The sequence below is a fragment of the Haloarcula sp. JP-L23 genome (assembly GCF_011602445.1).
Taxonomy (GTDB): Archaea; Halobacteriota; Halobacteria; order Halobacteriales; family Haloarculaceae; genus Haloarcula; species Haloarcula pellucida.
Genome location: NZ_CP050014.1, coordinates 3,112,657 through 3,134,609, shown reverse-complemented (window position 1 = coordinate 3,134,609; position 21,953 = coordinate 3,112,657). Strand labels below are relative to the sequence as shown.

Here is a 21,953-nt window from a genome sequence, read left to right as displayed (position 1 = left end):
GTTGGTGGCGACACGGTGAGACTTTTGCCCGTCGCCGCCTTTCTCTGTGGTATGTGTGGCCGCTACAGCCTGTTCGCGCCGCCAGCGGACCTCGAAGCGCGGTTCGACGCCGCCTTCGACTTCGAGTTCGAACCCCGCTACAACGCCGCGCCGAGTCAGTCCTTGCCGGTCATCACGAACGACGACCCCGACACCATCCAGCGGATGGAGTGGGGCCTGATTCCCTCGTGGGCCGACTCGCGCTCTGACCACGGCTACATCAACGCCCGCGCCGAGACGCTCGGCCAGAAGCGGTCCTTCGCAGACGCTTACGAGTCTCGCCGCTGTCTGGTGCCGGCCGACGGCTTCTACGAGTGGGTGGATAGCGCGGAACAGCGCTCCGCGAACAGTCGAGCGGCGACGCCGCGAGACAGCGGTGGCGGGGGCAAACAGCCCTACCGCGTCGCCCTGCCCGACGACGACATCTTCGCGATGGCCGGTCTCTACGAGCGGTGGGAACCGCCACAGCGACAGACCGGCCTCGGTGAGTTCGGCGGGGGCGGCGACGACGGCGGCGAGGACGACGTGGTGGAGACGTTTACCATCGTCACGACCGAACCGAACGACGCCGTCCGTGACCTCCACCACCGCATGGCCGTGATTCTCTCACCCGGAGAGGAAGAGACGTGGCTCACTGCCGATACAGCGACCGCTGTGGACCTTCTCGACCCCTACGACGGCCCGATGCGCACGTATCCCGTCTCGACGGCGGTCAACAGTCCACACACCGATAGACCGGAACTAATCGAGGAAGTCGAGGTGTAGGACTTCGACACCCACAGTTTTCTGGTGGGGGGCTTACCCCGACCAATCGTGAAGCCCGCGATATGCAACCAGTCGCGGAGCCACCGGAGACACGCGCCGTCGCATCGGACGTAACGGACCTCGTCGGGAACACGCCGCTGGTCCGTCTGGATTCGTTCGCGCCGAATCTGCTGGGGAAGTACGAGGCGGCCAACCCGTACTCGGTCAAGGACCGCATCGCCGCCTACATGATCGAGGCGGCCGCCGAATCCGGTGAACTGCCGGAGGGCGGTACCGTCGTCGAGGCGACCAGCGGCAACACCGGCATCGGACTGGCGGCGGTGGCCGCGGCCCGCGGCTACGACTGCGTGCTGACGATGCCGGAGTCGATGAGCGAGGAGCGTCGTCGCCTCCTGTCGGGACTGGGCGCCGAGTTGGAACTGACGTCGGCCGACGACGGCATGAGCGGGGCCATCGACCGCGCGGACGAACTCGCCGCGGCCGACGACGCGGTTCGAGCCAGCCAGTTCGAGAACGAGGCCAACCCCCGCGCTCACCGAGAGACCACCGGTCCCGAAATCTGGCGGGACACGGACGGCGACGTGGACGCCGTCGTCGCCGGCGTGGGGACCGGCGGCACTATCACCGGCATCTCTGAGTACATCGCGGAGGTGGAAGGAGCGGACGTGACTTCCGTCGCCGTCGAACCCGAAGCCTCTCAACTGCTGTCGAGCGACGACCCGGACAGCCACGGGATTCAGGGCATCGGCCCCGGGTTCGTCCCCGACATCCTCCGAACCGAACTGCTGGACGAGGTACGCGTCGCCAGCGAGGACGAGGCAATGGAGGCGGCCCGCCGTCTCGCACGCGAGGACGGTCTCATGGTCGGTATCTCCGCTGGTGCGGCGCTTCACGCGGCCACCGAGTACGCACACGACAACCCCGACGAGACGGTCGTCGTCGTCCTGCCCGACACGGGAGAACGGTACCTCTCGACGGACCTCTGGGACGGCGACGAGTAGTTCGGACTTACCAGCGGAACTCGTGTGGGTTCGTGTCCCCGGTCAGGACCCGTCCGTCGTCGTCGCGCTGGAACGCCTCACCGGCCAGCAGGAGGTATAGCGAGCATCCGGTCGAGAGCAAGACGCCCGCGACGGACCGTCTGAAACAAATACGTTAGGTAGCGAAAACTGCCCGCAGAACTGCTTACTGGACGCGCCCGAAGGCGAGGGTGCCGCTGATGCTCTCGATGTAGGCGTTGACGACCTGCCCCTCGCGAGCGCCGGAGACGAAGATGGTGTACTTGCCCTTCTCGGCGACGCCGTCGCCCTCGCGGCCAGTTCCGGTGATCTTGACCTCGTAGGTCTCGCCCTCTTCGAGCGTCGGCGTCTGCTGTTGGGTGGTCTTGCTCGCACTCTTCGAGACGGGGCGGAACGCACCACAGGCCTGACAGCGGAGCATGTCGACGCCGTCCTCGGTCTTGAGGACGGTGTCGGGCAGGCCACACTCCGAACACGTGACGTATTCGGCGACGTAGGCGTCGATTGCGGCCTGGAAGTCAGCGACGTCGAAGGACCCGTTGTAGCGGGCCTCGCCGCCGTCGAACTGCCCGTTGGTCCCGAGTTCGCGCTGGATACTGCTGTGGAGGTGCTGGGCGTCTCGCGAGAGCGCGTCGGCGATGGAGCCGAGGTTCGTCAGCCGCGTGAACGCTCCGTCTGTCTGTCCCTCGGGGTCCGGGATGGAGAGACGCTCACCGGCCTCTCTGGGTTGGTCTGGGAGTACGTCGTACGCTCGCTGGAGTGCGGCCTCGTAGTTCATACCTGCTAGAGCGTGTTCTGACGTAAATGGGTTCCGTGATAGCCGCTGTCAGTTCCCGACGACGGCCCACAGCACCTCGTAGGCGGCGGGTAAGCTCGGATTCACGAATCGTCGCCGAGATATGCTCACTATAACAAATTCCTACTCTCCGGTTGACTCCGCTATGACGAGTGATTCGTCAGAATCATTGAACCGCCGACAGTTTCTCGCGACGACGGCGACCGCCGCCGGTGGCCTCGCCGTCGCTGCTGGGGGGGTCAGCGCACACGACGACGGCTTCGTCGTCGAACAGGGCGACCGATGTATCCGCGTCGACCCGCTCTCGGGCGATAAGTCTGTCCGCGACCTCTACCGCTGGGGGCAGGAGGACTTTTTCTACAGTTCCACGGGGACGAAAGACCTCCAGCGAGAGGACACCAGCATCCTGTTTCTCTACGACGGGCCGGACGGTCTGAGTCTCGTCATCGTCCACGACAAACTCGACGACGACTCTCCCGGCGGGTCGGTCTCGTTCACTTTCGAGAACATCCCGGCGGACGCGAGGTGGGTGGTGAAAGACGACTTCTACGACGGCTCTTCGAACTACGACCGGTGGGACATCGACGACACGGAGACGACAGTCGACTGGACGTGGGCCGCCGAGCGAACCGACGGTGGTGCCCTCCGTGGTCTCGACGTCAGCGACCTCTCGCTGCTCATCAGGCCGCGGTTCAACGAGGACGCCGACCTCTTCGGCGAGTTCTACGACGGCCGTCTCGACCGGTGGGAAATCCTCTCTGGCGACATCGACGACCCCGACCGGTACGAACTGGACCGTGAGAAGCATCTGCGCCTACGCCGTGGGGTCTGTGACGACGACCACCACGACGATGTCGACGACCACGACGATGTCGACGATGACGACGACCACGACGATGACGATGACGACCGGGGAAAGCGGGACAAGAAGCGCAAAAAGGACGACGAGGAACGTGGCCCGCCCGACCACGCTGGGCCGCCAGACCACGCAGGTCCGAAGGACGACGACGAGGAACGTGGCCCGCCCGACCACGCCGGGCCACCGGACCACGCCGGTCCGAAGGACGACGACGACGAGGACGACTGAGCGCTCAGCAGTCGCCGAGCGGAATTCGGAGCCCCGTCCCCGCTCGCTCGACGGTGGTGCCGAGCGGGGCCGAGAGCGAACGCATCCGGTCGCGTAGCCACTCCGCGGCCGCGTCGTCGGCGGGCGTCACCCGCGAGTTCACGATTTCGACTGGGACCAGTTCCAGCGCCGAGAGGGTGCCATCGCGGACGACCAGTTCGAACAGGAAGCTCCGGTCGTTGTGGAGGCCGTCCTTGACGAGGTAGTCGTCGACGAAGTCGCCGGCGTCGTAGACGATGGGGCGGCCCCGATACGTCTCGACGCCCTGTATCACGTGGGCGCTGTGGCCGTGGACGATGTCGGCCCCCCGGTCGACGAGCCATCGGGCGAACGACTGCTGGGTCCCCGAAGGTGCGATCTCCCAGTTGGGCCCCCAGTGCAGTGAGACGACCAACAGGTCCGGGTCGCGCTCGCGGGCCCGTGCCAGCGCGCCGCCGACCCAGTTGCGGGTGAGCCGGTCGCTCGATCTCAGCGGGGCGTAGGCGGTCCCTGCTGTGTCCGCACGGGCAGCGTAACTCGGTGACTGGTCGGTAGCAGCGACGACGGCGACGGCGACCTCGCCGACCGTGAGGTGGGCCGGTTCGAAGGCCGACTCTCTGTCCGGTCCGGACCCGGCCGTGTGCACCCCGGCGTCGTCCAGATGGGCGAGCGTGTCGGTCAGCGCCCGCGGCCCGAAGTCGAGAACGTGGTTGTTCGCCTGACTCGCGAACACGGTGCCGGCACTCGACAGGGCCGGAATTGCCCACGAAGGATGCGCTCGGAAGTGGAACGTCCGGCCGGGTCGCGGGTCGCCGCGGGCGGAGAGACAGCACTCCAGATTCAGGAACAGGCCGTCGAGCGCGTCGAGACGGGTCGCCATCCCGTCCCAGACGCCGGTCGGGTCGTCGCGCCAGCGGTCGTCGACGTTGCGGCCCAGCATCACGTCGCCGACGAACCCCAGTCGAGCGGTCTCCTCGGCGTCGACGGGGGCCGGACACTCGACGGCGACCTCGTCCACGCTGCCCAGACAGCCACCGAGGCCGGCGAGGGACGCGGCGAGGACGGCGCGGCGGGTCGGTGCCATTTCGTCAGTGACGAGGGGCGGGGCCCCCTTGAATGCGCTCCCGGGACTGGCCACCGTGCGTATTCGAGGTGGTGGTAGTCGAGTTCGTAGCCGGCGTCTAACGCCCGCTGCACTACCTCACTCGGTTCCCCGACGCCACGGGTCCACAACGAGAGCCCGGTGTCGTCCGCGCCGACGACGAGTGCCGGCACCGACACCTCCTCGTACTCGACGTCGTGGTCCTGCGCCGACGGCGCACTGCCCGCCTGGAATCGGTCTCGCATGGTCGAACGTAGGTGCCGAAGATTCCCGGTCTATACTCGTGCGTGCGAGAGAAAGCCGGGTGTCACGCACACTCTCGACCCCACAAGAATTTCAGGCCGCCACGTCTACCGAACTGGTCTAGATGGAGACGGACTCGGACCGTCGCGCCCTCGCTGGTACCGTGACGCTCGTATCGCTCGGTCTCGTGATGGCGGCTGTCGCGTCCTACGATGTCGTCGAAGACGTCCTCGTACAGGGCGACCCCGTCGTCCTCACCCTGCTTGAAAACGCGGTTCCCTTCGCGCTCTCCCTCCTCGTCGTGGGCGCCGGCGTCCGCGTCTACACCGACGACGGGCCGCTCGAAGACCGCCTCACGGTCGCCCGCTGGGCGCTGGTCGGGACCGGTGGCGTCGCCCTGATGGTGCTGTGGACGCTCGGGTTCCAGCTCTGGCAGGGCAGCGTCAAACCCGCGTTCATCGTCTCCTACACCGCTATCTGGGGCTGTGTCGCCGGCTTGCTCGTCGGCGTGTACGCAGTCAGACAGCGCAGACGCGAGCGGACCATCGAACGGGTCACCGACGTCACCGCCGAACTGTGGAACGTCGACACGGCGCTGGTCGGGGCGTCCTCCCGCGAGGAGATGGAACGGGCCGTCTGTGAGCGACTGACCGAAATCGACCGGTTCAGCTACGCCTGGATCGGCGACGCGACGGCCGCTGACGACGCCGTCGAACCGCGCGTCGCAAGCGGCATCGATTTCGAGGGACGGGGCGCCGTTACCGACGGCGACAGCACCATCCAGCAGGCGGCCCGGCGCGACGGCGACCCCATCGTGGACGCGTCGCCGGACGCTGACCTCACCGCCGGAATCGCCGTTCCGGTCCGGTACGACGGCGCGCCCTACGGCGTCCTCACCGTCGGCGTCGACAGCGCGGCCGCGTTCGGCACGTTCGAGCGCGACGCGCTGGACGGCCTCGGGCGTCGCCTCGGCGACGCCATCCACGCCCTCCGCTCGCGAGAAGCGCTCCTCGCGGACACGCTCGTCGAATTCACTGTCGAACTCACCGGCGCCGAGCAGTTCTGTACGTCCGCGACGGCGGCCACCGACGCGACGCTCGAACTGTCGTCGGCCAACGCGACCGAGGACGCGCCGTTCGCCTTCTTCACCGTCACCGAGGGCGACCCAGAGGCCGTCGCGGACGCCGCCGAGGCACACGAAAGCGTCGCGGAAGTGGTCCCGCTCACAGACTGCGAGGGCGCGCCCGGACTGCAGGTGTTGTACGACGACGACCCCTTCTTTACAGGCGTCGCCGAGGGGACGGGTCGACTCGCCGACGTGCGCGTCAGCGACGGGACGGCGACGGTCGAGGTCTGGTACCCCCGGTCGGCCGACGCCGCCGACGCCGCACAGTTGCTCGGGACGCCGCCAGCGAAGACGGAACTGGTCGGCCGCCGGACCGTCGACATCGACCCGGACCACGTCGAGGCTGTCGAGGACCGGGTCCTCGACTCGCTCACCGATCGACAGGCGACCGTGGCGCGAACGGCGTACTACGGCGGCTACTTCGAGACGCCGCGAGCGCGCACCGGCGAGGAACTCGCAGCGTCGCTGGACATCACATCACCGACCTTTCACGACCACCTCCGGGCGGCGGAGTCGAAACTGTTCGAGGCGGTGTTCGAACCCGAACGTGGGGACTGACCCTAGTTTATGAGCCGTGGCCTCTTTCAGATTGGAAAGCGTACATGAGGCCATGTACCCCGACACCGTGGCCCGGGTCTGTCGCGATGTCGACGACCTCGACGAGCCGCTGGCAGTCGCCGTGACGCGGGCCGTCGCCGACGCGAAGGGGGTCGACCCGACCACGCTTCGACCACTCGACAGGACACTCCCGAGCGATGCACTCACGGACCTCTACGACGACGCCGAGACGGAGCTAGCCGTCCAGTTCGAGTACGCCGACCACCCGGTGACCGTCCACGACGAGGGGGTCGTTCGCGTCTACCCGACCGACGCCTCGCTCGGGGACTGAGAATCAGCGGTCGACGGCGACGACGTGTGCGTCTGCCGGGTCGAACCCGACGACGACGTCGCCGTCCGGCGGATCGGTAGTCCGTAATCGAAGCGTCTCTCCGCCCCAGTCGAGGTGGGCACGCGTCGTCTCGCCGAGGAACTCCGTGCTCGTCACCGTCGCCGAGAGCGTCGTCTCGCCGCCGGAGAGCGAGAGGCGCTCGGGCCGAAGACAGAACGTGAGGCGGTCGCCGACGGCGACCCCGTCACGACTGTCGAGACCGACGCCGAGCGATTCGCCGCCGACGGCGACGGTCGCGGCAGGGCCATCTGCCCCCACGCCCACGTCGGTCACCTCGCCCGAGAGGACGTTGTTGTCGCCGATAAACGACGCGACAAAGCGGGTAGCCGGTTCGCGGTATATCTCCCGTGGTGTCCCCACCTGTTCGATATACCCGTCGCGGACGACGGCCACGCGGTCGGAGACGGCCAGCGCCTCCTCCTGATCGTGGGTGACGTACACCGTCGTGATGCCGAGTTCCCGCTGAATCTCGCGGACCTGCACGCGCAGGCGCTCGCGGAGTTTCGCGTCCAGCGCGCTCATCGGTTCGTCCAGCAGGAGTAGGTCCGGCCCGGGTGCGAGCGCCCGGGCCATCGCGACGCGCTGCTGTTGCCCACCCGAGAGCGTGTCGGGGTCGCGGTCCTCGGTCCCGCCGAGGTCGACCAGTTCCAGCAGGGTCGACACCCGTTCATCCCGAGTGACGCCGCCCGGTGGGTCGGTAAAGCGCAGGCCGTAAGCGACGTTCTCGCCGACGCTCATGTGCGGAAAGAGGGCGTAGTTCTGGAAGACGACGCCCACGTCGCGCTCCTCCGGCGGGACGCCGGCCACGCTCTCGCCGCCGAACCTGACGGTGCCGTGCGTCGGCGTCTCGAACCCCGCGAGCAGGCGGAGCGTCGTCGTCTTCCCACAGCCAGAGGGACCGACGAGCGTGAAGAACTCTCCCTCCCGGACCGACAGCGAGACGCCTTTCAGCGCGGTGGTGTCGCCGTAGCGTCGGGTGACACTATCGAGCGCGACCGCCGGCGTCTCAGAAGCCACCCTCGGCACCTCCCAGTCGGTCGATGACGACGAAACTGCCGGCCGTCACGACGAGCAAGACGACGCCCATCGCCGTCGCGGGGCCGAGTCGGCGACCGATGAACCGCTCGATGGCGACGGGCATCGTGAACTGGTCGGTGCCCGTCGCGAGGACCACCGTCGCGGAGAACTCGCCCACCGAGATGGCGAAGGCGAAGGCGGCGCCGGCGACGACGGCCGGCCACACCAGCGGCAACTCCACGTCCGTGAGCACCCGTGCGCGGGGCGCGCCGAGCGCCCGTGCGGACTCGACCAGCGACTGGTCCACGCTCTCCAGTCCGGGGGCGACGGTGCGGACGACGAACGGGTACCCGGAGACGGCGTGGGCGGCGACGATGGCGAGGGCACCGCCGACGGCGAGGCGCGTGCCACCGATTTCGACGCCGAACACCAGCCCTCGCAACAGGCCGATGCCGACGACGATGCTCGACACCGCGAGCGGAGCCATCCCGACGGCGTCGACGAGTTTCCGCCCGCGGTACTCGCGGGTGGTGAGGACGGCGACGACGACGCCCATCGGCAGAGCCAGCATGAGCGACCCGACGCCGAAGACGAGCGAGTTGCGAACGGCGTCCCACGGCGTCACCTGAAAGGCCGCGGCCGTCGCCTGTCGCCGGACGAGGAACTCGTAGTGGGCCAGCGTCAGGCCGTTCGGCCCGCTCACGCTCGCGTACACCATGCTCGCGATGGGGGCGACGAAGACGGCGAGGGCGACGACGCCGTACACCGCGAGGCCCGCTCTCGGGAGCAGGTCACCGAGCGAGCGCGACGGCGGGCAGAGCGGCCGCCGCGGGAGCGGTCGGATGCCGCGCGACCGGGTGCTGTGGCGCGCCTCGTACCGGAGGTAGGCGTACAGCAGTCCGAGCGAGATGACCAGTTCGACGATAGCGAGCGCGGCGGCCTCGGCGTACTCGAAGTCCCGTAGCAACTGATAGACGAACACTTCGACCGTCGCGAGTTGGAACCCGCCCAGCGCGAGGACGATGGGGAAGGTGCCGAACGTGAACACGAACGTCAGCGCCGCGCCCATCAGCACCGAGGGGTACAGTTGCGGCGCGACCACGTCCAGAAACGCCCGGTGCGGACTCGCCCCCAGACTCCGGGCCGTCTCGACGGCGCTGGCGTCGACGGACTCCCACGCCGCCGTCGTCACGCGGGCGACCAGCGGCGCGTTGTAGAACGCGTGGGCGATTATCACGGCCTCCAGCGTGAACAGCAGGTCGACCGCCCCGAGGCCGAGTGCACCCAGCACGGCGTTCAGCGTTCCGTTCTGTCCGAACGTGGCGACGAACCCCACCGCGACCATGATGGAGGGCAGCACGAACGGAAGGATGGTCAGCGAGCGCAGCGTCCGCCGGCCGGGGAACTCGTAACGGGCCAGCAGGTACGCCGCTGGTAGGCCCAGCACGACGCTCGCCACCGAGGAGAGCGCCGCCTGATACGCGGTGAACCCGACGACGCCGAGTCGTCGGTCCGCCGACAGCAGGTCTTCGAGCACGGCCAGCGGCGACTCGCCCGTCGCTAGCCCGGCGAGGTCGCCGACGTAGAACGGGTCGGTGAGGATGCCGACGAACACCGAGAGTGTCGCCTGCCCCTCGACGAGGACGCTGTCGACGAACACCGTCGCCACCGGGTAGTAGAAGACGACGAGCAAGAGCGCCACCGTCCCGGCGGCCATCGTCGGGAGCGCGTACCGTTCGAGACGGACTCGGACCTGTTCGGCCGCGGCCCCGCGTCCGCTGTCCGTCCTCTCGGCGGCGTCGGTCACGTCAGTTCTGGGCGAACTGCTGGCTCCAGTCGTCTACCCACTCGCCGACCGAGCCCTGCAGTTCGTCGTAGCTGAACGTCACGGGGTCGGGCGGTTCCAGCGCGAACTCCGCGTAGTCGCTGGGCAACTTGGCGTCTGTCGTCGCCGGGAACGAGACGTTCCGCACCGCGATTTCGCCCTGTACCTCGGGACGCAGGAGGAACTGCATGAACTCGCGAGCGAGGTCGGGTTCGTTCGCGTTCTCGAAGACGGCCATCCCCTCGGGGTTGGCGTACCCCTGTTCGTTCAGGAAGCGAATCCGATGTTTCTCCAGATTCTGGTCGTAGCGGTTGGCGTACACTCGGTCGGTGGAGTAGGAGGTGACGATGGGGGCCTCGCCCTCCGACCACGCGCTGTACGAGTCGTCCCACGACCCCAGCACGCGAACGTCGTTGTCCTGTAAGTCGGCCCAGTAGTCGAGGTAGCCGTCCGCGCCGAACTGCTTGACGGTGTGGAGCATGAACGCGCGCCCGGTGTCGGAACTGCTGGGGTTCTGCGTGATGAGGTCGCCAGCGTGTTCCTCGGCCAGCAGCCCCTCGAAGTCCTCCGGAGCCGTCGTCGACGTGCCGTCGAAGACGAGGCTGATGTAGCCGGTGTCGAACGGGACTGCGCGGCCCTCGGGGTCGAACGTGAGGCCGTCTTTCACGTCGCTCTGCCCGCTCACGTCGCCGGCGTCGGTGAACAGCGACTCGTCGAGCGTCTCGTCGACGCGAACGAGGTCGTCGGCGTTGAGGCCCACGTAGAGGTCGGCCTCGACGTCGACGCCGGCTTTCTTGCGCTCGATGTAGTGGTTGAGTTCGTTGCTCGGCGTCTGCCACACCAGTCGGGCGTCGAACTCGCTCTCGAACTGCTCTTTGAGCCACGCACCCGGGCTGGAGGAGGGCGCGTCGATGAACGGGCTGTAGGTGCCGACGACGAGCGTCCGTCCGCCGCTCTCGGTGCTCGTCTCACCCGTGGTCCCGATACCGCTACACCCTGCCAGCGACGTCGCGACTGTCGCGCCGGCCGCCGCGAGGAAACTGCGTCTCTCCATTACGGCGTGGTCACACCCAGTGGTACTTAACCCCCGTGTTCTCCGGAGAGAGGGTGTTAAACGGCTGAAACGAGCGTGTCGGCGTGTCCCCTGCTCGGACGGTGCCTCGCACCCGAACAGGAGGGTGGACTTTACGAGCCACAGGCCCGCGAACTCGGCGAGGAACGTCGTCGCGACGACGTTCCTCCCACTAGCCGGCCGCCAGCCCCGAGAGCGTCAACAGGACTCCGTGACCGTCGACGCGAGGATGAGCGTCCAGAAGACGGCGTGGGTTCAGGTCAGTCGCCGCCGTCGCGGTAGCGTGACGCGTCGTCGGTGGACACGACGGACCCAAGACTGGACCGACGTGAACGCGGGTCGGGACCGCGTTTTAGGGCCCGGGCTACGTAGCCCGACGCGATGGACCTCGTCGGCAAGTGCCCGCCGGACCCGAACTCGCTCGACGCCGCGGCCGACCGTGGCTTCGACAGCGTCGAACTCCACCTCCGCCCCGCCGACTTGGAGGACGTGGCGGCGACGGCCGCGGCGGTCGAGGCCTCGCCCGTCGACGCCGCCACGGTACACACGCTCCACGCCCGCCCGGACGACGCAGAGCCGTTTCGTCGGAGCGACGCGCTGGCCGACCGCCTCGACGCTTATCTCGTCGTCCACAGCCAGTACGCCCAGCACACGCACGTCGACACGCTGGAGGGGTACGACTTCGACGCCCCGTACGGCTACGAGAACAACCCCGGCGCGAGCACGTTCCACCTCCGAAACCTCGTGCTAGACCGGGGTCACGACCTCGTGCTGGACACGGCGCACCTGTTCATGTCTCAACCCGACTACTTCGACGGCCTGACGGACCTCCTCCGGGCCGACGGCGACCGGGTTCGCGTGGTCCACTTCAACGACGCGACGCCGACCGAGGACGGCCTGCCGGTCGGCCACGGCGAGGTGCCACTCGAACGCACCGCCCGACTCCTCGACGCCCACTTCGACGGGCGCGTCGTCCTCGAAGTGATGCCCGACCACCAGACCGACGCGCTCCGGCAGGTTCGGGAGTGGGTGGGCTGACGCGCCCCGGACACACCTTTTTCTCGGTCTGCGCCGATTGTCCCGACAGGATGTCAGCCGACGTACTCGACCGGGCCCCCGACGACCGCGTGCAGGTGCTAGACCCCGACGGCGAGGTAGTCGCGCCGGACCTCCTCCCGGACCTCGACGACGCGGAACTCGTCGAGATGTACCGGGACATGCGGTTTGCCCGTCGGTTCGACGAGCGCATGATAAGCCTCCAGCGGCAGGGCCGACTGGGGACGTACTCCTCGCTGGCCGGCCAAGAGGGGGCACAGGTCGGGTCGACGTACGCGCTGGCCGACACTGACACGCTGTTCTATCAGTACCGTGAACACGGGGCGCTGGTCGCCCGCGGCCTCCCGTGGGAGTATCTGCTGTACTGGATGGGCTACGAACGGGGCAACGCCGCGCTCGCCGACGTGAACGTCTTCCCGCTGAACATCTCCATCGCGGCCCACATCCCCCACGCAGTCGGGTGGTCGTGGGCGGCCAAACGCGACGGCGACGAACAGGTCGGCGTGGTCCACTTCGGCGACGGCGCCACCTCGGAGGGGGACTTCCACGAGGCGATGAACTTCGCCGGCGTGTTCGACACGCCGACCGTCTTCGTCTGTAACAACAACCAGTGGGCCATCTCGGTGCCCAGAGAGCGCCAGACGGCGAGCGCCACTATCGCCCAGAAGGCGAACGCCTACGGCTTCGACGGCGTGCAGGTCGACGGGATGGACCCGCTCGCCACCTACGTCGTCACGAAGGCGGCCCGCGAGCGGGCGCTGGACCCGGCCGAGGACGAACTGCGGCCGACGCTGATAGAGGCGGTCCAGTACCGCTTCGGCGCCCACACCACTGCCGACGACCCGGAGGTGTACCGAGACGAGGCGGAAGTCGAGGAGTGGCGCGACCGGGACCCGCTGGCCCGGTTCGGCGCGTTCCTCTGGGACCGTGGCCTGCTGAATCAGGACCGGCTGGACGGGATGAACGACGCGATAGACGACGAGCTAGCCGACATCGTCGACGCGGCCGAAGACGTGGCGGCGGACCCGACGGACCTCTTTGCCGACGTCTACGCCGAGTCGACCGACGAACTCGACGCACAGCGCGAGTACCTGACCGACCTTCGTGGGCGCCACGGCGACGACGCCTTGCTGGGCGAATGACCACACGCCTGCGTGGATTCGAGGGACGGCGAGCGGACCGGTCGCCAATCGTGCGCGTATCCACACATACATGAGCGTGGTTGTGGTAGGGCCAGTATGGTCCAGATCGACCTGACCACCAGTCAGGAGCAGACGCTGACTGCGCTGGTCAACCACCACCGCTCCGCAGACGGGCCGGTGAAAGGCCAGACCATCGCCGACGACGTCGACCGGAGTCTGGGCACCGTCCAGAACCAGATGCAGAGCCTCGCCCAACTCGGCCTCGTCGAAGGCCACTCCGGTCCGGAAGGCGGCTACGTCCCGACCGAACAGGCCTACGCGGCGCTCGGTCGGGACCCCGGCGCCGAGACGGAGTCGCTCACCGTGGCCCGCGACTTCGAGCGACTCGACGTCACCGTTGATGGGATACGGTTTACCACCGTCAACCACCCCGAGGAGTGCCGCGCCCAACTGCACCTCCAGCAGTCCGTCGGCCAGTTCTCCGTCGGCCAGGCCGTCGCGGCCGGGCCGACGCCGAAGCACAACCTCGTCGTCGCGGGGACTATCGTCGCCATCGACGACACCCAGAACACGCTCATCCTCGACATCGCACAGGTCGAGGCCCCGGTCGAACCGCCGGAGTGAGCGCCGCAGCGTCGGTGTCGGTCGTCGCGTTTGCGGTACCAGACGCGTTCACCGACCGGTGTCCCCCTCGTCGATGTCCAGTCGGCTGACACGGCGGTCCCGCACGGCGACCGTAACGGTCAACTCGCCGGTCTCGCCGTCGGCGGATTCGACGTCGACGACGCAGTAGCCGTCGCGATCGCCGATTCGCTGGATGGTCCCGACCGACCACTTCTCGACGTGGTGGCTCGGTTCCCGGGCGTGGATTCAGTCGCGGTTCACGGTCTCCCTACGTCCAGTACGGTGTTGAGCGTACTGCTCTCGCCGTCGAAGGCGGTCGATTTACCCGCCTGTGGGCCGACCAGCGGGTATGGGAGACTCGTTCGACGAATTCGACCACGAGACGCACATGCGTCGGGCGCTCGAACTCGCCCGCGAGGCGGCCGACCGCGGGGACCGGCCGTTCGGGTCCGTCCTCGTCAGGGACGACCGGATAGTGATGGCGGCGTCGAACCGCGTCGTCACCGAGGAGGACGTGCGACGCCACCCCGAACTCGACCTCGCGATGCGGGCCCGTCGCGAGTTGTCGCCCGAGGAACGCGCCGAGACGGTCATGTACACCAGCACGGAACCGTGTCCGATGTGTGCCGGCGGCATCCGCCACGCCGGTCTCGGTCGGGTCGTCTACAGCGTCGGCGGCCGGGACATCGGCGACTTCACGGACCAGGGCGCGCCCGTCCAGTCGGCGGCGATTCTGGCCGGCGTCACCGAGGTGGTCGGTCCGGTCTTACACGAGGAGGGGCGGGCGATACACGAGGCGTTCGACTGGTAGTCACCGCTGCCACTCGTAGAACCACCACGCGCTCCCGAGCAACATGAGGCCCGCGCCGAGCGCGGACGTGGCCGGTTCGGGGATGACGAACAGGACGAAACCGACGATCAGCATCGTCACGGGCTCTATCTCGTCGTAGTACTGGATGAGAGACATACGGCGACTCTACGACGGCCTCCCTCAAAGCGGTTGGTGCGGCACTCGCAGGTGGGAAAGAGACTTGAGACAGCTGGCCGAGCTCGGGTACACGATGGCTCGCGCCGACGACGTCGACCGGCTCTACCGACTGTTCGACACCCTCGAACGGCGGGTAGACGGCCCCCGAAAGCTGAAGCACTGCACCGGCTACATGGACTGGCCCGAGCGCGGCGTCTACTTCTTCCTCGAACCCGGCGAGACGCACGCCGACACCGACCAGCACCGCGTCACCCGCGTCGGCACTCACGCCGTCTCCCAGGGGAGTGCAACGACGCTCTGGGACCGCCTCAAACAGCACTACGGCACCGGCGACGGAAGCTCTGCCCACCCGCACGGCGGGAACCATCGGGGGTCGGTGTACCGGCACCGCGTCGGCGAGGCGTTCGTCGAGCGACACGCCCTCCACGAGGACTACCCTAGCTGGGACGACCGCTGGGCCAGCATCGACCGGGACCGCGGCGCGGTGCGAGACGAGGAGTACCCGCTGGAGCGCCGGGTGAGCGCGTACGTCCGCGACCAGCCGTTCCTCTGGGTCGCCGTCGACGACGAACCGGGCCCGACCAGCGACCGGGCATACCTCGAACAGAACGTCATCGCCCTCCTCAGCAACGTCGGGGCGACGACTATCGACCCGCGCGCGGACGACTGGCTCGGTCATCACAGCAGGAGCCCCGATATTCGGTCGTCGGGCCTCTGGAACGTGAACCACGTCGAGGAGTCCTACGACCCGGCGTTTCTCGACCGGTTCGAGCGGGCCGTCGACGCGACGACGCCGCCGTGACCCGTCCGGACGAGTCGCCGACGGCATGCATACTCCGGCCGGGGCTATATCCGACCGGACGCGGTACCTACGGGCGAGACGATGACTACTGTCCACGACTCGCCGCTGAACAGACTCAGCGTGCTCTCGACGCTCGTCGACGCCGCGTTCGCGTTCGTCCGCGGCCGAACCAAGAGTGGCCTCGTACTGCTCGGTGCCGCCGCCCTCTCGCGGCGCGTCCCCGGTATCGGTACGGCCGCGTCGGTGTTGCTCCGACTGGTTCGACGGCTCCGATAACGGGCACCGAGGCGCCGCCTATCGTCGGTCAATAGCGCACTAACCGCGAGATAACGCGGCGATAGAGGTATTGAGCGGCGTTATTTCGGGGTTAACGCCACGTTATCGCCAGCTACGTACAGGCGAATCGGTGGTTGACTCGTGTCGGCCTCCGGTGACGCCTCACTCCATGTAGCCCAGCGATTCAAGTCGGCTCTCGACTTCCTCTCGGTCGACGGCGTCGTAGTTCGCGTCCTCGCCGTCCGAGACGGACGCCAGTACTTCTTCGACGACGAACTCGACGTAGGCACTCGCGTCCTCGAAGTCGGTGTACTGGAGGCGCCGTTCGACGTCGTCGACGAGCGCTGTCGGGAGTTCGACGCGGGTGACGCTCTCTGCGGGGACATCGGACCGTGACATGGACGACGAGAGTACGGGCTATCGTAAAAACGCCATCAACCGTTCAGACGCCCCGCCGCACAAATTGCGTGTTTATCGGCTGAAACAGTCGACTTATCTGCTGAATAATAACCCGCGCTCTCTGACTCCCAGATGGCACATGCCCGACGACCAGAGCGTGGTCCTCGTCACTATCGATAGTTTCCGTACCGACTACTGTGGCGTCGCAGCCGGCGATACTGACACGATGCCGACGCTCGCGGCCCACGCCGAGGACGGACTGGTGTTCGAGAACGCCATCGCCCCGGGTGCCGCGACGTTCGCGTCGGCCACCTCCTTCCTGACCGGGATGGACCCGGTCGAGCGGCCGGACGCCGCCGGCGCGACCCGCGAGGACATGAAAGCGCACGTCCGCGAACACATGGCCGCCCGACGGAGCGTCGCCGAGGAGTTCTCGGAACGCGGCTACGAGACGGCCGCGTTCACCGCGAACCCGTGGACCTCGCGGTACTTCGGGTTCGACGAGGGGTTCGACCGCTTCGAGGACTTCATGGAGGACGACGCGTCGAGTGACCTCCTCGAAGGGGGCGAACAGGAGAGTACCATCGGGACGCTGGCGATGAACGCCGCCAACTGGTGGCAGGGACAGGACATGTTCATGTCGTGGGAAGCGCTCGCAGACGAAATCAGCGAGTGGACGGCACAGGCCGACGACCCGTACTTTCTCTGGGTGTTTCTGGTCGACAGCCACCTCCCCTATCTTCCGCCGAAGGAGTACCGGACACAGTCCAGACTCAAGACCTATCCCGCGAACATGGGGCTGTTCCTGAGTCGGGACCTCCCCTTCGAGTCGCTGCTGCACGACGTCTTGACGACGGCCTACGAGAACTCGCTCGCGTACACCGACGAGTTTCTCTCGTTCCTCACTGACGAGGTGGGCGAGGATCCACTGTTCGTCGTCCACGGCGACCACGGTGAGGCCTTCGGCGAACACGGGATGTACGGCCACGGCCGGCAACTGTACGAGCACCTCGTGAACGTGCCGCTCGTGGTCTGTAACGGACCATCGGGGCACGTCGAGGAACCGTTCTCGCTCAGCCGGCTCCCGGCGCTGTTGCACGGCCTCGCCAGCGGTGACGAGTCGGTCCCCGAGCGACTCACAGAGCCCTACGTCTACTCTTCGACGCGGATGCCGAACGTCGCCGTCCGAGGGAAAGACTGGAAGTACATCTGGTCGCCCGACGACCGGGAACTGTACGACTTGACCGACGGCGAGGATGCGGAGGTCGACGACGAGGACCTTCGGGCGGTCGGGCAGGACCTCGTCGACTTCTGGCTCGGGTCCCAATCGGAGAAAGAGCGGGTCGTCGCCGCGGCACAGGACCTCGCCGAGAGCGGGCGGGTGTAGGGACTCGGCTGGGTCACAGCGACTGCTCGGGGTCACCGGCTAAGAGCATGTCAGCGACCATCTGGTCGAACAGGTCTCCGTCGACGGATTCGACGACGCGAGTCCGTGGTTCGCCGTCGGTGATGCCGAGTTCGTCGACGAGGCTGTACCCTCGGGTCATCCCCTCGCGCTCGTCCACGTCGACGAAGTACGTCGCCGCCTCCGTCACGAGGTCGGGGTTGACGAGACACGCCATCGCGAGCGTGTCCGGTTGAGTGGCGGCGTCGACGCCGAACCGCTCTTTCGAGAACTCGCGGGCGTGGCTCGTGATCGCGGTAAAGAACTCGGCGTAGGGCGTGTCCGCGTCGGCGAACCTGTCGAGTTCGTCCCCGTCGATGGTCCCGTGGCGGACCGTCAGCCCCCAGTCTACGAGCGTCACGTCGAGTTCGTTCACCACTATCTTCGCGGCGTCGGGGTCGACCCAGAAGTTGAACTCCGCGGCGGGCGTGTCGTTGCCCAGCGTGTTCACCGCCCCGCCCATCACCCACACCTCGTCCAGCAACTCGTTCAGGTCGGGTTCGCGTCGGATCGCCATCGCGACGTTGGTCAGCGGGCCGATACAGGCCAGACTCACCTCGCCGGGCGATGCCCGGGCCGTCTCGACGATGGCGTCGACGGCGTGGCCGTCCGCCGAGGGAATGCCCGTATCGGGATAGAGGTCACCGCCCAACCCCCCGTCGCCGTGGACGTGGTCGACGTGTTCGAAGTCCTTGAGTAGCGGGCGACGCGCTCCCTCGTAGACCGGCACCGCGTCGGCGACGCCCGCCAGATCGAGCGTGTACTTCGCGTTCTCGACCTCGTACTCGAACTCGACGTTACCGGCGACGATGGTCAACGCCTCCACGTCGACGGCGTCGGCGAGGGCGGCCATGAGAATGGCCTGCGTGTCGTCGCCCGCGGTGTCCGTGTCGATGATGAGCCTTTCTACCACGGCATTAATACACACGGTCCGGACTTAATTCTCGCGGCGGGGCGTCTCCGACGTAGCTAGCGGTGCGGCGCTCCCGTCGAACCCTGTGTTCGTTAGCGACCCACACAGTGAAGACGACGCGGTCGGATGGACTCTCTATGTCGAGCGACCCGTCGGCAGCGGACTTCCGTCGCCGCCTTCTCGCCCGAGTTCGGGAGTACGTCCGTGATGCCGCGACGCCGTTCGACGCCGTCTCTCTCGACGAGGACGTCGACGAGAAGCGGGCGGCTATCGTCGTCGAGTCCGCGCGGACTGGGGGACTGGCCGTCGTGGTCACGAGCGAGACGGCGGGACCGCTGGCTGCCGATGTCGTCGAGCGAGCGTGTGAGTACGCGGCCGAGGCGGGCGTCGAACACGTCGCCACCTGCAACGCCCGTGACCTCTTTCTCTTTGCGGACGCCGACGCCGCTGCCGGCGCGTACTACTACCTCGACTTTCGCCCCGTCGACCTCGGGGACCCGACGCTCGACGGCCGCCTTCCGGCGCTCCTCGACGCGGTTCGGTCGCTCGCCACCGATGGCTCCCTCCCGGAACAGGCGTCGCGAAAACGGCTACTCGGTACCGTTCAATCGTTTCACGGTGCCGTCTGGCCCCGACTCCGAACGCTCGCACGGGATTCCTACGAAACGAACTCGGCGTTCACAGCGGGGTTCGACGCGTGGGTCGAGGCGAACGACTACGCGCCACTCGACGCGGATGCACGATTCACACTCGCTGCGAAACAGTACGCCTACCTGTTAGCGACCGAGGCGCTGTTTCTCGACGTGCTCTGTGAACAACCGCCCGACTCGGCCGAACCCGGGGTGACGGTCGGGTCACTGGTCGACGGAGTCGCTGTGGACAGCGTCGAACACCACCTCGAAGGCCGGTGCGAACTCGACCACGACCCGGGGGTCGAGAGCGGTCGCTCGCTGTTCGCGTCGTTTCCGCACGACGCGGACACGCGGACCGCGCTCGGGACGCTACTGGACCGTCTCGACGCGACGGCGCTCTCGGACGTCGAGGAGGACGTGCTGGGGGAACTGTACGAACGACTCGTCCCCGCGAGCGAGCGCAAGGCACAGGGGCAGTTCTACACGCATCCCGACGTGGCGGCGGCGATATGCGACTGGACCCTCCAGTCGGACGGCGACCGGGTTCCACGAGTGCTCGACCCGGCCTCGGGTAGTGGGACGTTTCCCGTCGAAGCGTACCACCGCATCCGAGACGGGTCGTCGACGGCGACCCATCAGGAGGCACTCGACAACCTCGTCGCCGTCGATGTCAATCGCTTCCCCCTCCGTCTCACCGCGCTGAACCTCTCGTCTCGGACCGTTCGCGAGCAGACCGAGGCGGTCCATACGCTCGCCGACTCCTTTTTCGACGTCTCACCGCGCGACGAACGGCTTCCCGACGCCGGGACCGAGAGGCGTCGGCCGGGGTCGTTCGATGCGGTCGTGGGAAACCCGCCGTACATCCGCCAAGAGGACCTCTCGCCGGACAAAGAGCACTTCCGTGAACACCTGCGGGCGTACGGCCCCGAGGGCGCGACGCCCTACTACAGCGGCGCGGGGAAGCTATCGAAGCAGTCCGATGCGTACGTCTACTTCGTCACGCACGCGCTACGGTTCCTCAGGGAGGGAGGGCGACTCGGCGTCGTCGTCCCGACGAAGTGGCTGACGACGAAGTACGGCGAGTCCTTTCAGGAGTTCCTCTACGACCAGACGAAGGTCCACGCTGTCGTCGGATTCGCCGACAGAGCGTTCTCGGCGCTCGTCGACACCGTCCTCCTGTTCGTCGAGAAATGCGTGGACGAACGGGCGCGCCGAGAGACGACGACGGACTTCGTCCGGGTGAAAGAGCGCCTGTCGCCGGAGACGCTCGCTTCGGTCGCTGGCTCCCACCGTTCCGTCCCGGACGACCGACTGTTCGACATCGAGACCCACGACGAGTACCGCGTCACCAGCGTGCCCCAGCAACACTTGACGGAGCAGGGCGGCCAGAAACTCGACTACTACCTCTACGGTCCGAGTCCGTTCGTTCCGCTCGTGAACAGCGAGAAGACCCGGCGACTGGACGCCTTCGCCGACGTAGCCTTCGGCAACAAGACGGGCCACAACGGCTTTTTCCTGCTGGACGAGGACGACGTCGCCCAGTGGGGCGTCGACGAGCGGTTCCTGCGACCCGCCATACGGTCGATTCGAGACATCGACTCCGTTCGGCTGGACGAGACGGACCAGTATCTGCTGGACTTCCACGAGTACGTCGAGGCGTTCGAAGCCGATCGGACTGGCCTCCGGTCGACGCCGGACCTCGCGGCGGCCGTCAAAGACCAGTTGCGCGAGGACGGCTATCACTCCACCCTTCGGTATCTCGAATACGGGGAGGACGAGGGCGTCCCTGATGGACGTACCGTCTCCACCCACACGCCGTGGTTCAACCTCGGCGAACTGCTCGTGCCCGATGTGCTCCACCCGGTGTTCTACAATGAACGGGTGTTCACCGTCGAGAACGCCGGCGGGTTCGCGCCGACGAACGCCATCCAGTGTGTCGGCGTCACCGACCACGAGGACGTCCTGCCCCACGTCCTCAACTCGACGGTGTACAAGATTCTGCTCGAACTGTGGGGTCGCCACGAAGGCGGCGGGGCGCTCCAACTGCTCACCTACGAGGTGGCCTCGGTGCCCGTGCCGAACCCCGACCTGATGAGCGACGAAATCAGAGACCGGATTTCGCGGGCCGGACGGGCGCTAGTGCGGGGCGACGACGGCGCCCAAGACGACCTCGACGCGGCGTTGCTGGACTTTCTGGAGTTGGACATGTCTCCCGGAGAGTTGCAAGCGTCCCACCGCGGGATGGTCCGCCAGCGCGTCGACGGTGCCGCGTCCGAGAACGTGCAGGTGCGAGCCATCGACGATCTCGACGACTACGACTTGGACTCGCTGATTCCCGAATACGAACCCGAGAGCGACCGAAACGGGAGTCTGCGCGAGTTCTGAGCGGTCACAGGAAAGAAAGGGAGGAATTCTGATACTACTCACCGGGCCTATGTCCGGCACATATCACATTAGAGACTCCAAGAACTAGACGATTTGTCACTAGCTAACATGCGCGTTTTCGTCGCTGTTGTTTCCGCCCGCAATTCGACGAATCAGCTGTTTAATAGACTATGCGCGTTGCGCGAATCAAAGTTGGAGCGGGGGAGACTGCTGTTTGGACTTGTTACTCAGTTA

General features: G+C 67.2%; 21 protein-coding genes and 1 pseudogene. 13 read left to right on the top strand and 9 right to left on the bottom strand.

Annotated elements, in window-relative coordinates:
- Positions 1 to 51: 51 nt before the first annotated feature.
- Positions 52 to 804 (top strand): SOS response-associated peptidase, encoded by a 753-nt coding sequence (locus tag G9465_RS16430; protein ID WP_166971921.1) that lies wholly within the window; start codon positions 52 to 54, stop codon positions 802 to 804.
- Between the two features lie 62 nt (positions 805 to 866).
- Positions 867 to 1,805, top strand: coding sequence for a cysteine synthase A (gene cysK / locus G9465_RS16425; protein WP_166971918.1), 939 nt, complete (start codon positions 867 to 869; stop codon positions 1,803 to 1,805).
- Between the two features lie 184 nt (positions 1,806 to 1,989).
- Here the strand turns inward: cysK and G9465_RS16420 are convergent, their stop codons facing one another.
- Positions 1,990 to 2,601, bottom strand: a complete 612-nt coding sequence (locus G9465_RS16420) for a translation initiation factor IF-2 subunit beta (RefSeq protein ID WP_166971916.1) — start codon at positions 2,599 to 2,601, stop codon at positions 1,990 to 1,992.
- Positions 2,602 to 2,764: 163 nt separating this feature from the next.
- On the opposite strand from G9465_RS16420, the gene G9465_RS16415 reads away from it, so the two are divergent.
- Positions 2,765 to 3,706 (top strand): collagen-like protein, encoded by a 942-nt coding sequence (locus tag G9465_RS16415; RefSeq protein WP_166971914.1) that lies wholly within the window; start codon positions 2,765 to 2,767, stop codon positions 3,704 to 3,706.
- A 4-nt stretch (positions 3,707 to 3,710) separates the two neighbouring features.
- Here the strand turns inward: G9465_RS16415 and G9465_RS16410 are convergent, their stop codons facing one another.
- Positions 3,711 to 4,808, bottom strand: a complete 1,098-nt coding sequence (locus tag G9465_RS16410) for a CapA family protein (RefSeq protein ID WP_166971912.1) — start codon at positions 4,806 to 4,808, stop codon at positions 3,711 to 3,713.
- 385 nt (positions 4,809 to 5,193) lie between these two features.
- On the opposite strand from G9465_RS16410, the gene G9465_RS16405 reads away from it, so the two are divergent.
- Both G9465_RS16405 and G9465_RS16400 read left to right on the top strand, forming a co-directional pair.
- Positions 5,194 to 6,753 (top strand): helix-turn-helix domain-containing protein, encoded by a 1,560-nt coding sequence (locus G9465_RS16405; RefSeq protein ID WP_166971910.1) that lies wholly within the window; start codon positions 5,194 to 5,196, stop codon positions 6,751 to 6,753.
- 52 nt (positions 6,754 to 6,805) lie between these two features.
- Positions 6,806 to 7,084, top strand: a complete 279-nt coding sequence (locus G9465_RS16400) for a HalOD1 output domain-containing protein (RefSeq protein WP_166971906.1) — start codon at positions 6,806 to 6,808, stop codon at positions 7,082 to 7,084.
- A gap of 3 nt (positions 7,085 to 7,087) precedes the next feature.
- On the opposite strand, the gene G9465_RS16395 is transcribed toward G9465_RS16400, so the two are convergent.
- The 3 genes from G9465_RS16395 to G9465_RS16385 are packed head-to-tail and all read right to left on the bottom strand — an operon-like array spanning position 7,088 to position 11,040.
- Positions 7,088 to 8,161, bottom strand: a complete 1,074-nt coding sequence (locus tag G9465_RS16395; protein ID WP_166971904.1) for an ABC transporter ATP-binding protein — start codon at positions 8,159 to 8,161, stop codon at positions 7,088 to 7,090.
- On the bottom strand, positions 8,151 to 9,968 hold the full coding sequence (locus tag G9465_RS16390; protein ID WP_349674903.1) for an iron ABC transporter permease: 1,818 nt from the start codon (positions 9,966 to 9,968) through the stop codon (positions 8,151 to 8,153). Before G9465_RS16390 ends, G9465_RS16395 begins: the two co-directional genes overlap by 11 nt.
- A gap of 1 nt (position 9,969) precedes the next feature.
- Positions 9,970 to 11,040, bottom strand: coding sequence for a thiamine ABC transporter substrate binding subunit (locus tag G9465_RS16385; RefSeq protein ID WP_166971902.1), 1,071 nt, complete (start codon positions 11,038 to 11,040; stop codon positions 9,970 to 9,972).
- A gap of 399 nt (positions 11,041 to 11,439) precedes the next feature.
- On the opposite strand from G9465_RS16385, the gene G9465_RS16380 reads away from it, so the two are divergent.
- The 3 genes from G9465_RS16380 (at position 11,440) to G9465_RS16370 (ending at position 13,880) form a co-directional block, all read left to right on the top strand.
- Positions 11,440 to 12,096, top strand: a complete 657-nt coding sequence (locus G9465_RS16380) for a sugar phosphate isomerase/epimerase (RefSeq protein WP_166971900.1) — start codon at positions 11,440 to 11,442, stop codon at positions 12,094 to 12,096.
- A gap of 50 nt (positions 12,097 to 12,146) precedes the next feature.
- On the top strand, positions 12,147 to 13,256 hold the full coding sequence (gene pdhA / locus G9465_RS16375) for a pyruvate dehydrogenase (acetyl-transferring) E1 component subunit alpha (protein ID WP_166971897.1): 1,110 nt from the start codon (positions 12,147 to 12,149) through the stop codon (positions 13,254 to 13,256).
- Positions 13,257 to 13,352: 96 nt separating this feature from the next.
- Positions 13,353 to 13,880, top strand: coding sequence for an HTH domain-containing protein (locus G9465_RS16370; protein WP_166971894.1), 528 nt, complete (start codon positions 13,353 to 13,355; stop codon positions 13,878 to 13,880).
- A gap of 26 nt (positions 13,881 to 13,906) precedes the next feature.
- On the opposite strand, the pseudogene G9465_RS26285 reads toward G9465_RS16370, so the two are convergent.
- Positions 13,907 to 14,126, bottom strand: a pseudogene (locus G9465_RS26285) (hypothetical protein); the annotation flags it as partial.
- Between the two features lie 103 nt (positions 14,127 to 14,229).
- Here G9465_RS26285 and G9465_RS16360 point away from each other — a divergent pair.
- Positions 14,230 to 14,691, top strand: coding sequence for a nucleoside deaminase (locus G9465_RS16360; RefSeq protein ID WP_166971891.1), 462 nt, complete (start codon positions 14,230 to 14,232; stop codon positions 14,689 to 14,691).
- Here G9465_RS16360 and G9465_RS16355 read toward each other — a convergent pair whose 3' ends face one another.
- Positions 14,692 to 14,847 carry a hypothetical protein gene (locus G9465_RS16355; protein ID WP_166971889.1) on the bottom strand — a complete coding sequence of 52 codons (156 nt, stop codon included), beginning with the start codon at positions 14,845 to 14,847 and terminating at the stop codon, positions 14,692 to 14,694. It abuts the gene before it with no gap.
- A gap of 94 nt (positions 14,848 to 14,941) precedes the next feature.
- Here G9465_RS16355 and G9465_RS16350 point away from each other — a divergent pair, with 94 nt between their 5' ends.
- Both G9465_RS16350 and G9465_RS16345 read left to right on the top strand, forming a co-directional pair.
- Positions 14,942 to 15,670 carry a hypothetical protein gene (locus tag G9465_RS16350; RefSeq protein WP_166971886.1) on the top strand — a complete coding sequence of 243 codons (729 nt, stop codon included), beginning with the start codon at positions 14,942 to 14,944 and terminating at the stop codon, positions 15,668 to 15,670.
- Between the two features lie 81 nt (positions 15,671 to 15,751).
- Positions 15,752 to 15,946 (top strand): hypothetical protein, encoded by a 195-nt coding sequence (locus G9465_RS16345; RefSeq protein ID WP_166971884.1) that lies wholly within the window; start codon positions 15,752 to 15,754, stop codon positions 15,944 to 15,946.
- A gap of 162 nt (positions 15,947 to 16,108) precedes the next feature.
- Here the strand turns inward: G9465_RS16345 and G9465_RS16340 are convergent, their stop codons facing one another.
- Positions 16,109 to 16,345 carry a hypothetical protein gene (locus G9465_RS16340; RefSeq protein ID WP_166971881.1) on the bottom strand — a complete coding sequence of 79 codons (237 nt, stop codon included), beginning with the start codon at positions 16,343 to 16,345 and terminating at the stop codon, positions 16,109 to 16,111.
- Positions 16,346 to 16,484: 139 nt separating this feature from the next.
- On the opposite strand from G9465_RS16340, the gene G9465_RS16335 reads away from it, so the two are divergent.
- Entirely contained in the window at positions 16,485 to 17,732 is a 1,248-nt protein-coding gene (locus G9465_RS16335; RefSeq protein WP_166971879.1) for a sulfatase-like hydrolase/transferase, read from the top strand.
- Positions 17,733 to 17,745: 13 nt separating this feature from the next.
- Here the strand turns inward: G9465_RS16335 and G9465_RS16330 are convergent, their stop codons facing one another.
- Positions 17,746 to 18,702 (bottom strand): nucleoside hydrolase, encoded by a 957-nt coding sequence (locus G9465_RS16330; protein WP_166971876.1) that lies wholly within the window; start codon positions 18,700 to 18,702, stop codon positions 17,746 to 17,748.
- A gap of 137 nt (positions 18,703 to 18,839) precedes the next feature.
- Here G9465_RS16330 and G9465_RS16325 point away from each other — a divergent pair, with 137 nt between their 5' ends.
- Positions 18,840 to 21,719: an Eco57I restriction-modification methylase domain-containing protein gene (locus G9465_RS16325; protein WP_166971873.1), complete on the top strand. Its 2,880-nt coding sequence runs from the start codon at positions 18,840 to 18,842 to the stop codon at positions 21,717 to 21,719.
- Positions 21,720 to 21,953: the final 234 nt, after the last annotated feature.

Coding starts and splice junctions, on each gene's coding strand:
- G9465_RS16370 (WP_166971894.1), top strand. CDS start 13,353: ATGGTCCAGATCGACCTGACCACCAGTCAGGAGCAGACGCTGACTGCG.
- G9465_RS16430 (WP_166971921.1), top strand. CDS start 52: ATGTGTGGCCGCTACAGCCTGTTCGCGCCGCCAGCGGACCTCGAAGCG.
- cysK (WP_166971918.1), top strand. CDS start 867: ATGCAACCAGTCGCGGAGCCACCGGAGACACGCGCCGTCGCATCGGAC.
- G9465_RS16420 (WP_166971916.1), bottom strand. CDS start 2,601: ATGAACTACGAGGCCGCACTCCAGCGAGCGTACGACGTACTCCCAGAC.
- G9465_RS16335 (WP_166971879.1), top strand. CDS start 16,485: ATGCCCGACGACCAGAGCGTGGTCCTCGTCACTATCGATAGTTTCCGT.
- G9465_RS16415 (WP_166971914.1), top strand. CDS start 2,765: ATGACGAGTGATTCGTCAGAATCATTGAACCGCCGACAGTTTCTCGCG.
- G9465_RS16400 (WP_166971906.1), top strand. CDS start 6,806: ATGTACCCCGACACCGTGGCCCGGGTCTGTCGCGATGTCGACGACCTC.
- G9465_RS16405 (WP_166971910.1), top strand. CDS start 5,194: ATGGAGACGGACTCGGACCGTCGCGCCCTCGCTGGTACCGTGACGCTC.
- G9465_RS16380 (WP_166971900.1), top strand. CDS start 11,440: ATGGACCTCGTCGGCAAGTGCCCGCCGGACCCGAACTCGCTCGACGCC.
- G9465_RS16325 (WP_166971873.1), top strand. CDS start 18,840: ATGTCGAGCGACCCGTCGGCAGCGGACTTCCGTCGCCGCCTTCTCGCC.
- G9465_RS16350 (WP_166971886.1), top strand. CDS start 14,942: ATGGCTCGCGCCGACGACGTCGACCGGCTCTACCGACTGTTCGACACC.
- G9465_RS16410 (WP_166971912.1), bottom strand. CDS start 4,808: ATGGCACCGACCCGCCGCGCCGTCCTCGCCGCGTCCCTCGCCGGCCTC.
- G9465_RS16355 (WP_166971889.1), bottom strand. CDS start 14,847: ATGTCTCTCATCCAGTACTACGACGAGATAGAGCCCGTGACGATGCTG.
- G9465_RS16360 (WP_166971891.1), top strand. CDS start 14,230: ATGGGAGACTCGTTCGACGAATTCGACCACGAGACGCACATGCGTCGG.
- pdhA (WP_166971897.1), top strand. CDS start 12,147: ATGTCAGCCGACGTACTCGACCGGGCCCCCGACGACCGCGTGCAGGTG.
- G9465_RS16340 (WP_166971881.1), bottom strand. CDS start 16,345: ATGTCACGGTCCGATGTCCCCGCAGAGAGCGTCACCCGCGTCGAACTC.
- G9465_RS16345 (WP_166971884.1), top strand. CDS start 15,752: ATGACTACTGTCCACGACTCGCCGCTGAACAGACTCAGCGTGCTCTCG.
- G9465_RS16385 (WP_166971902.1), bottom strand. CDS start 11,040: ATGGAGAGACGCAGTTTCCTCGCGGCGGCCGGCGCGACAGTCGCGACG.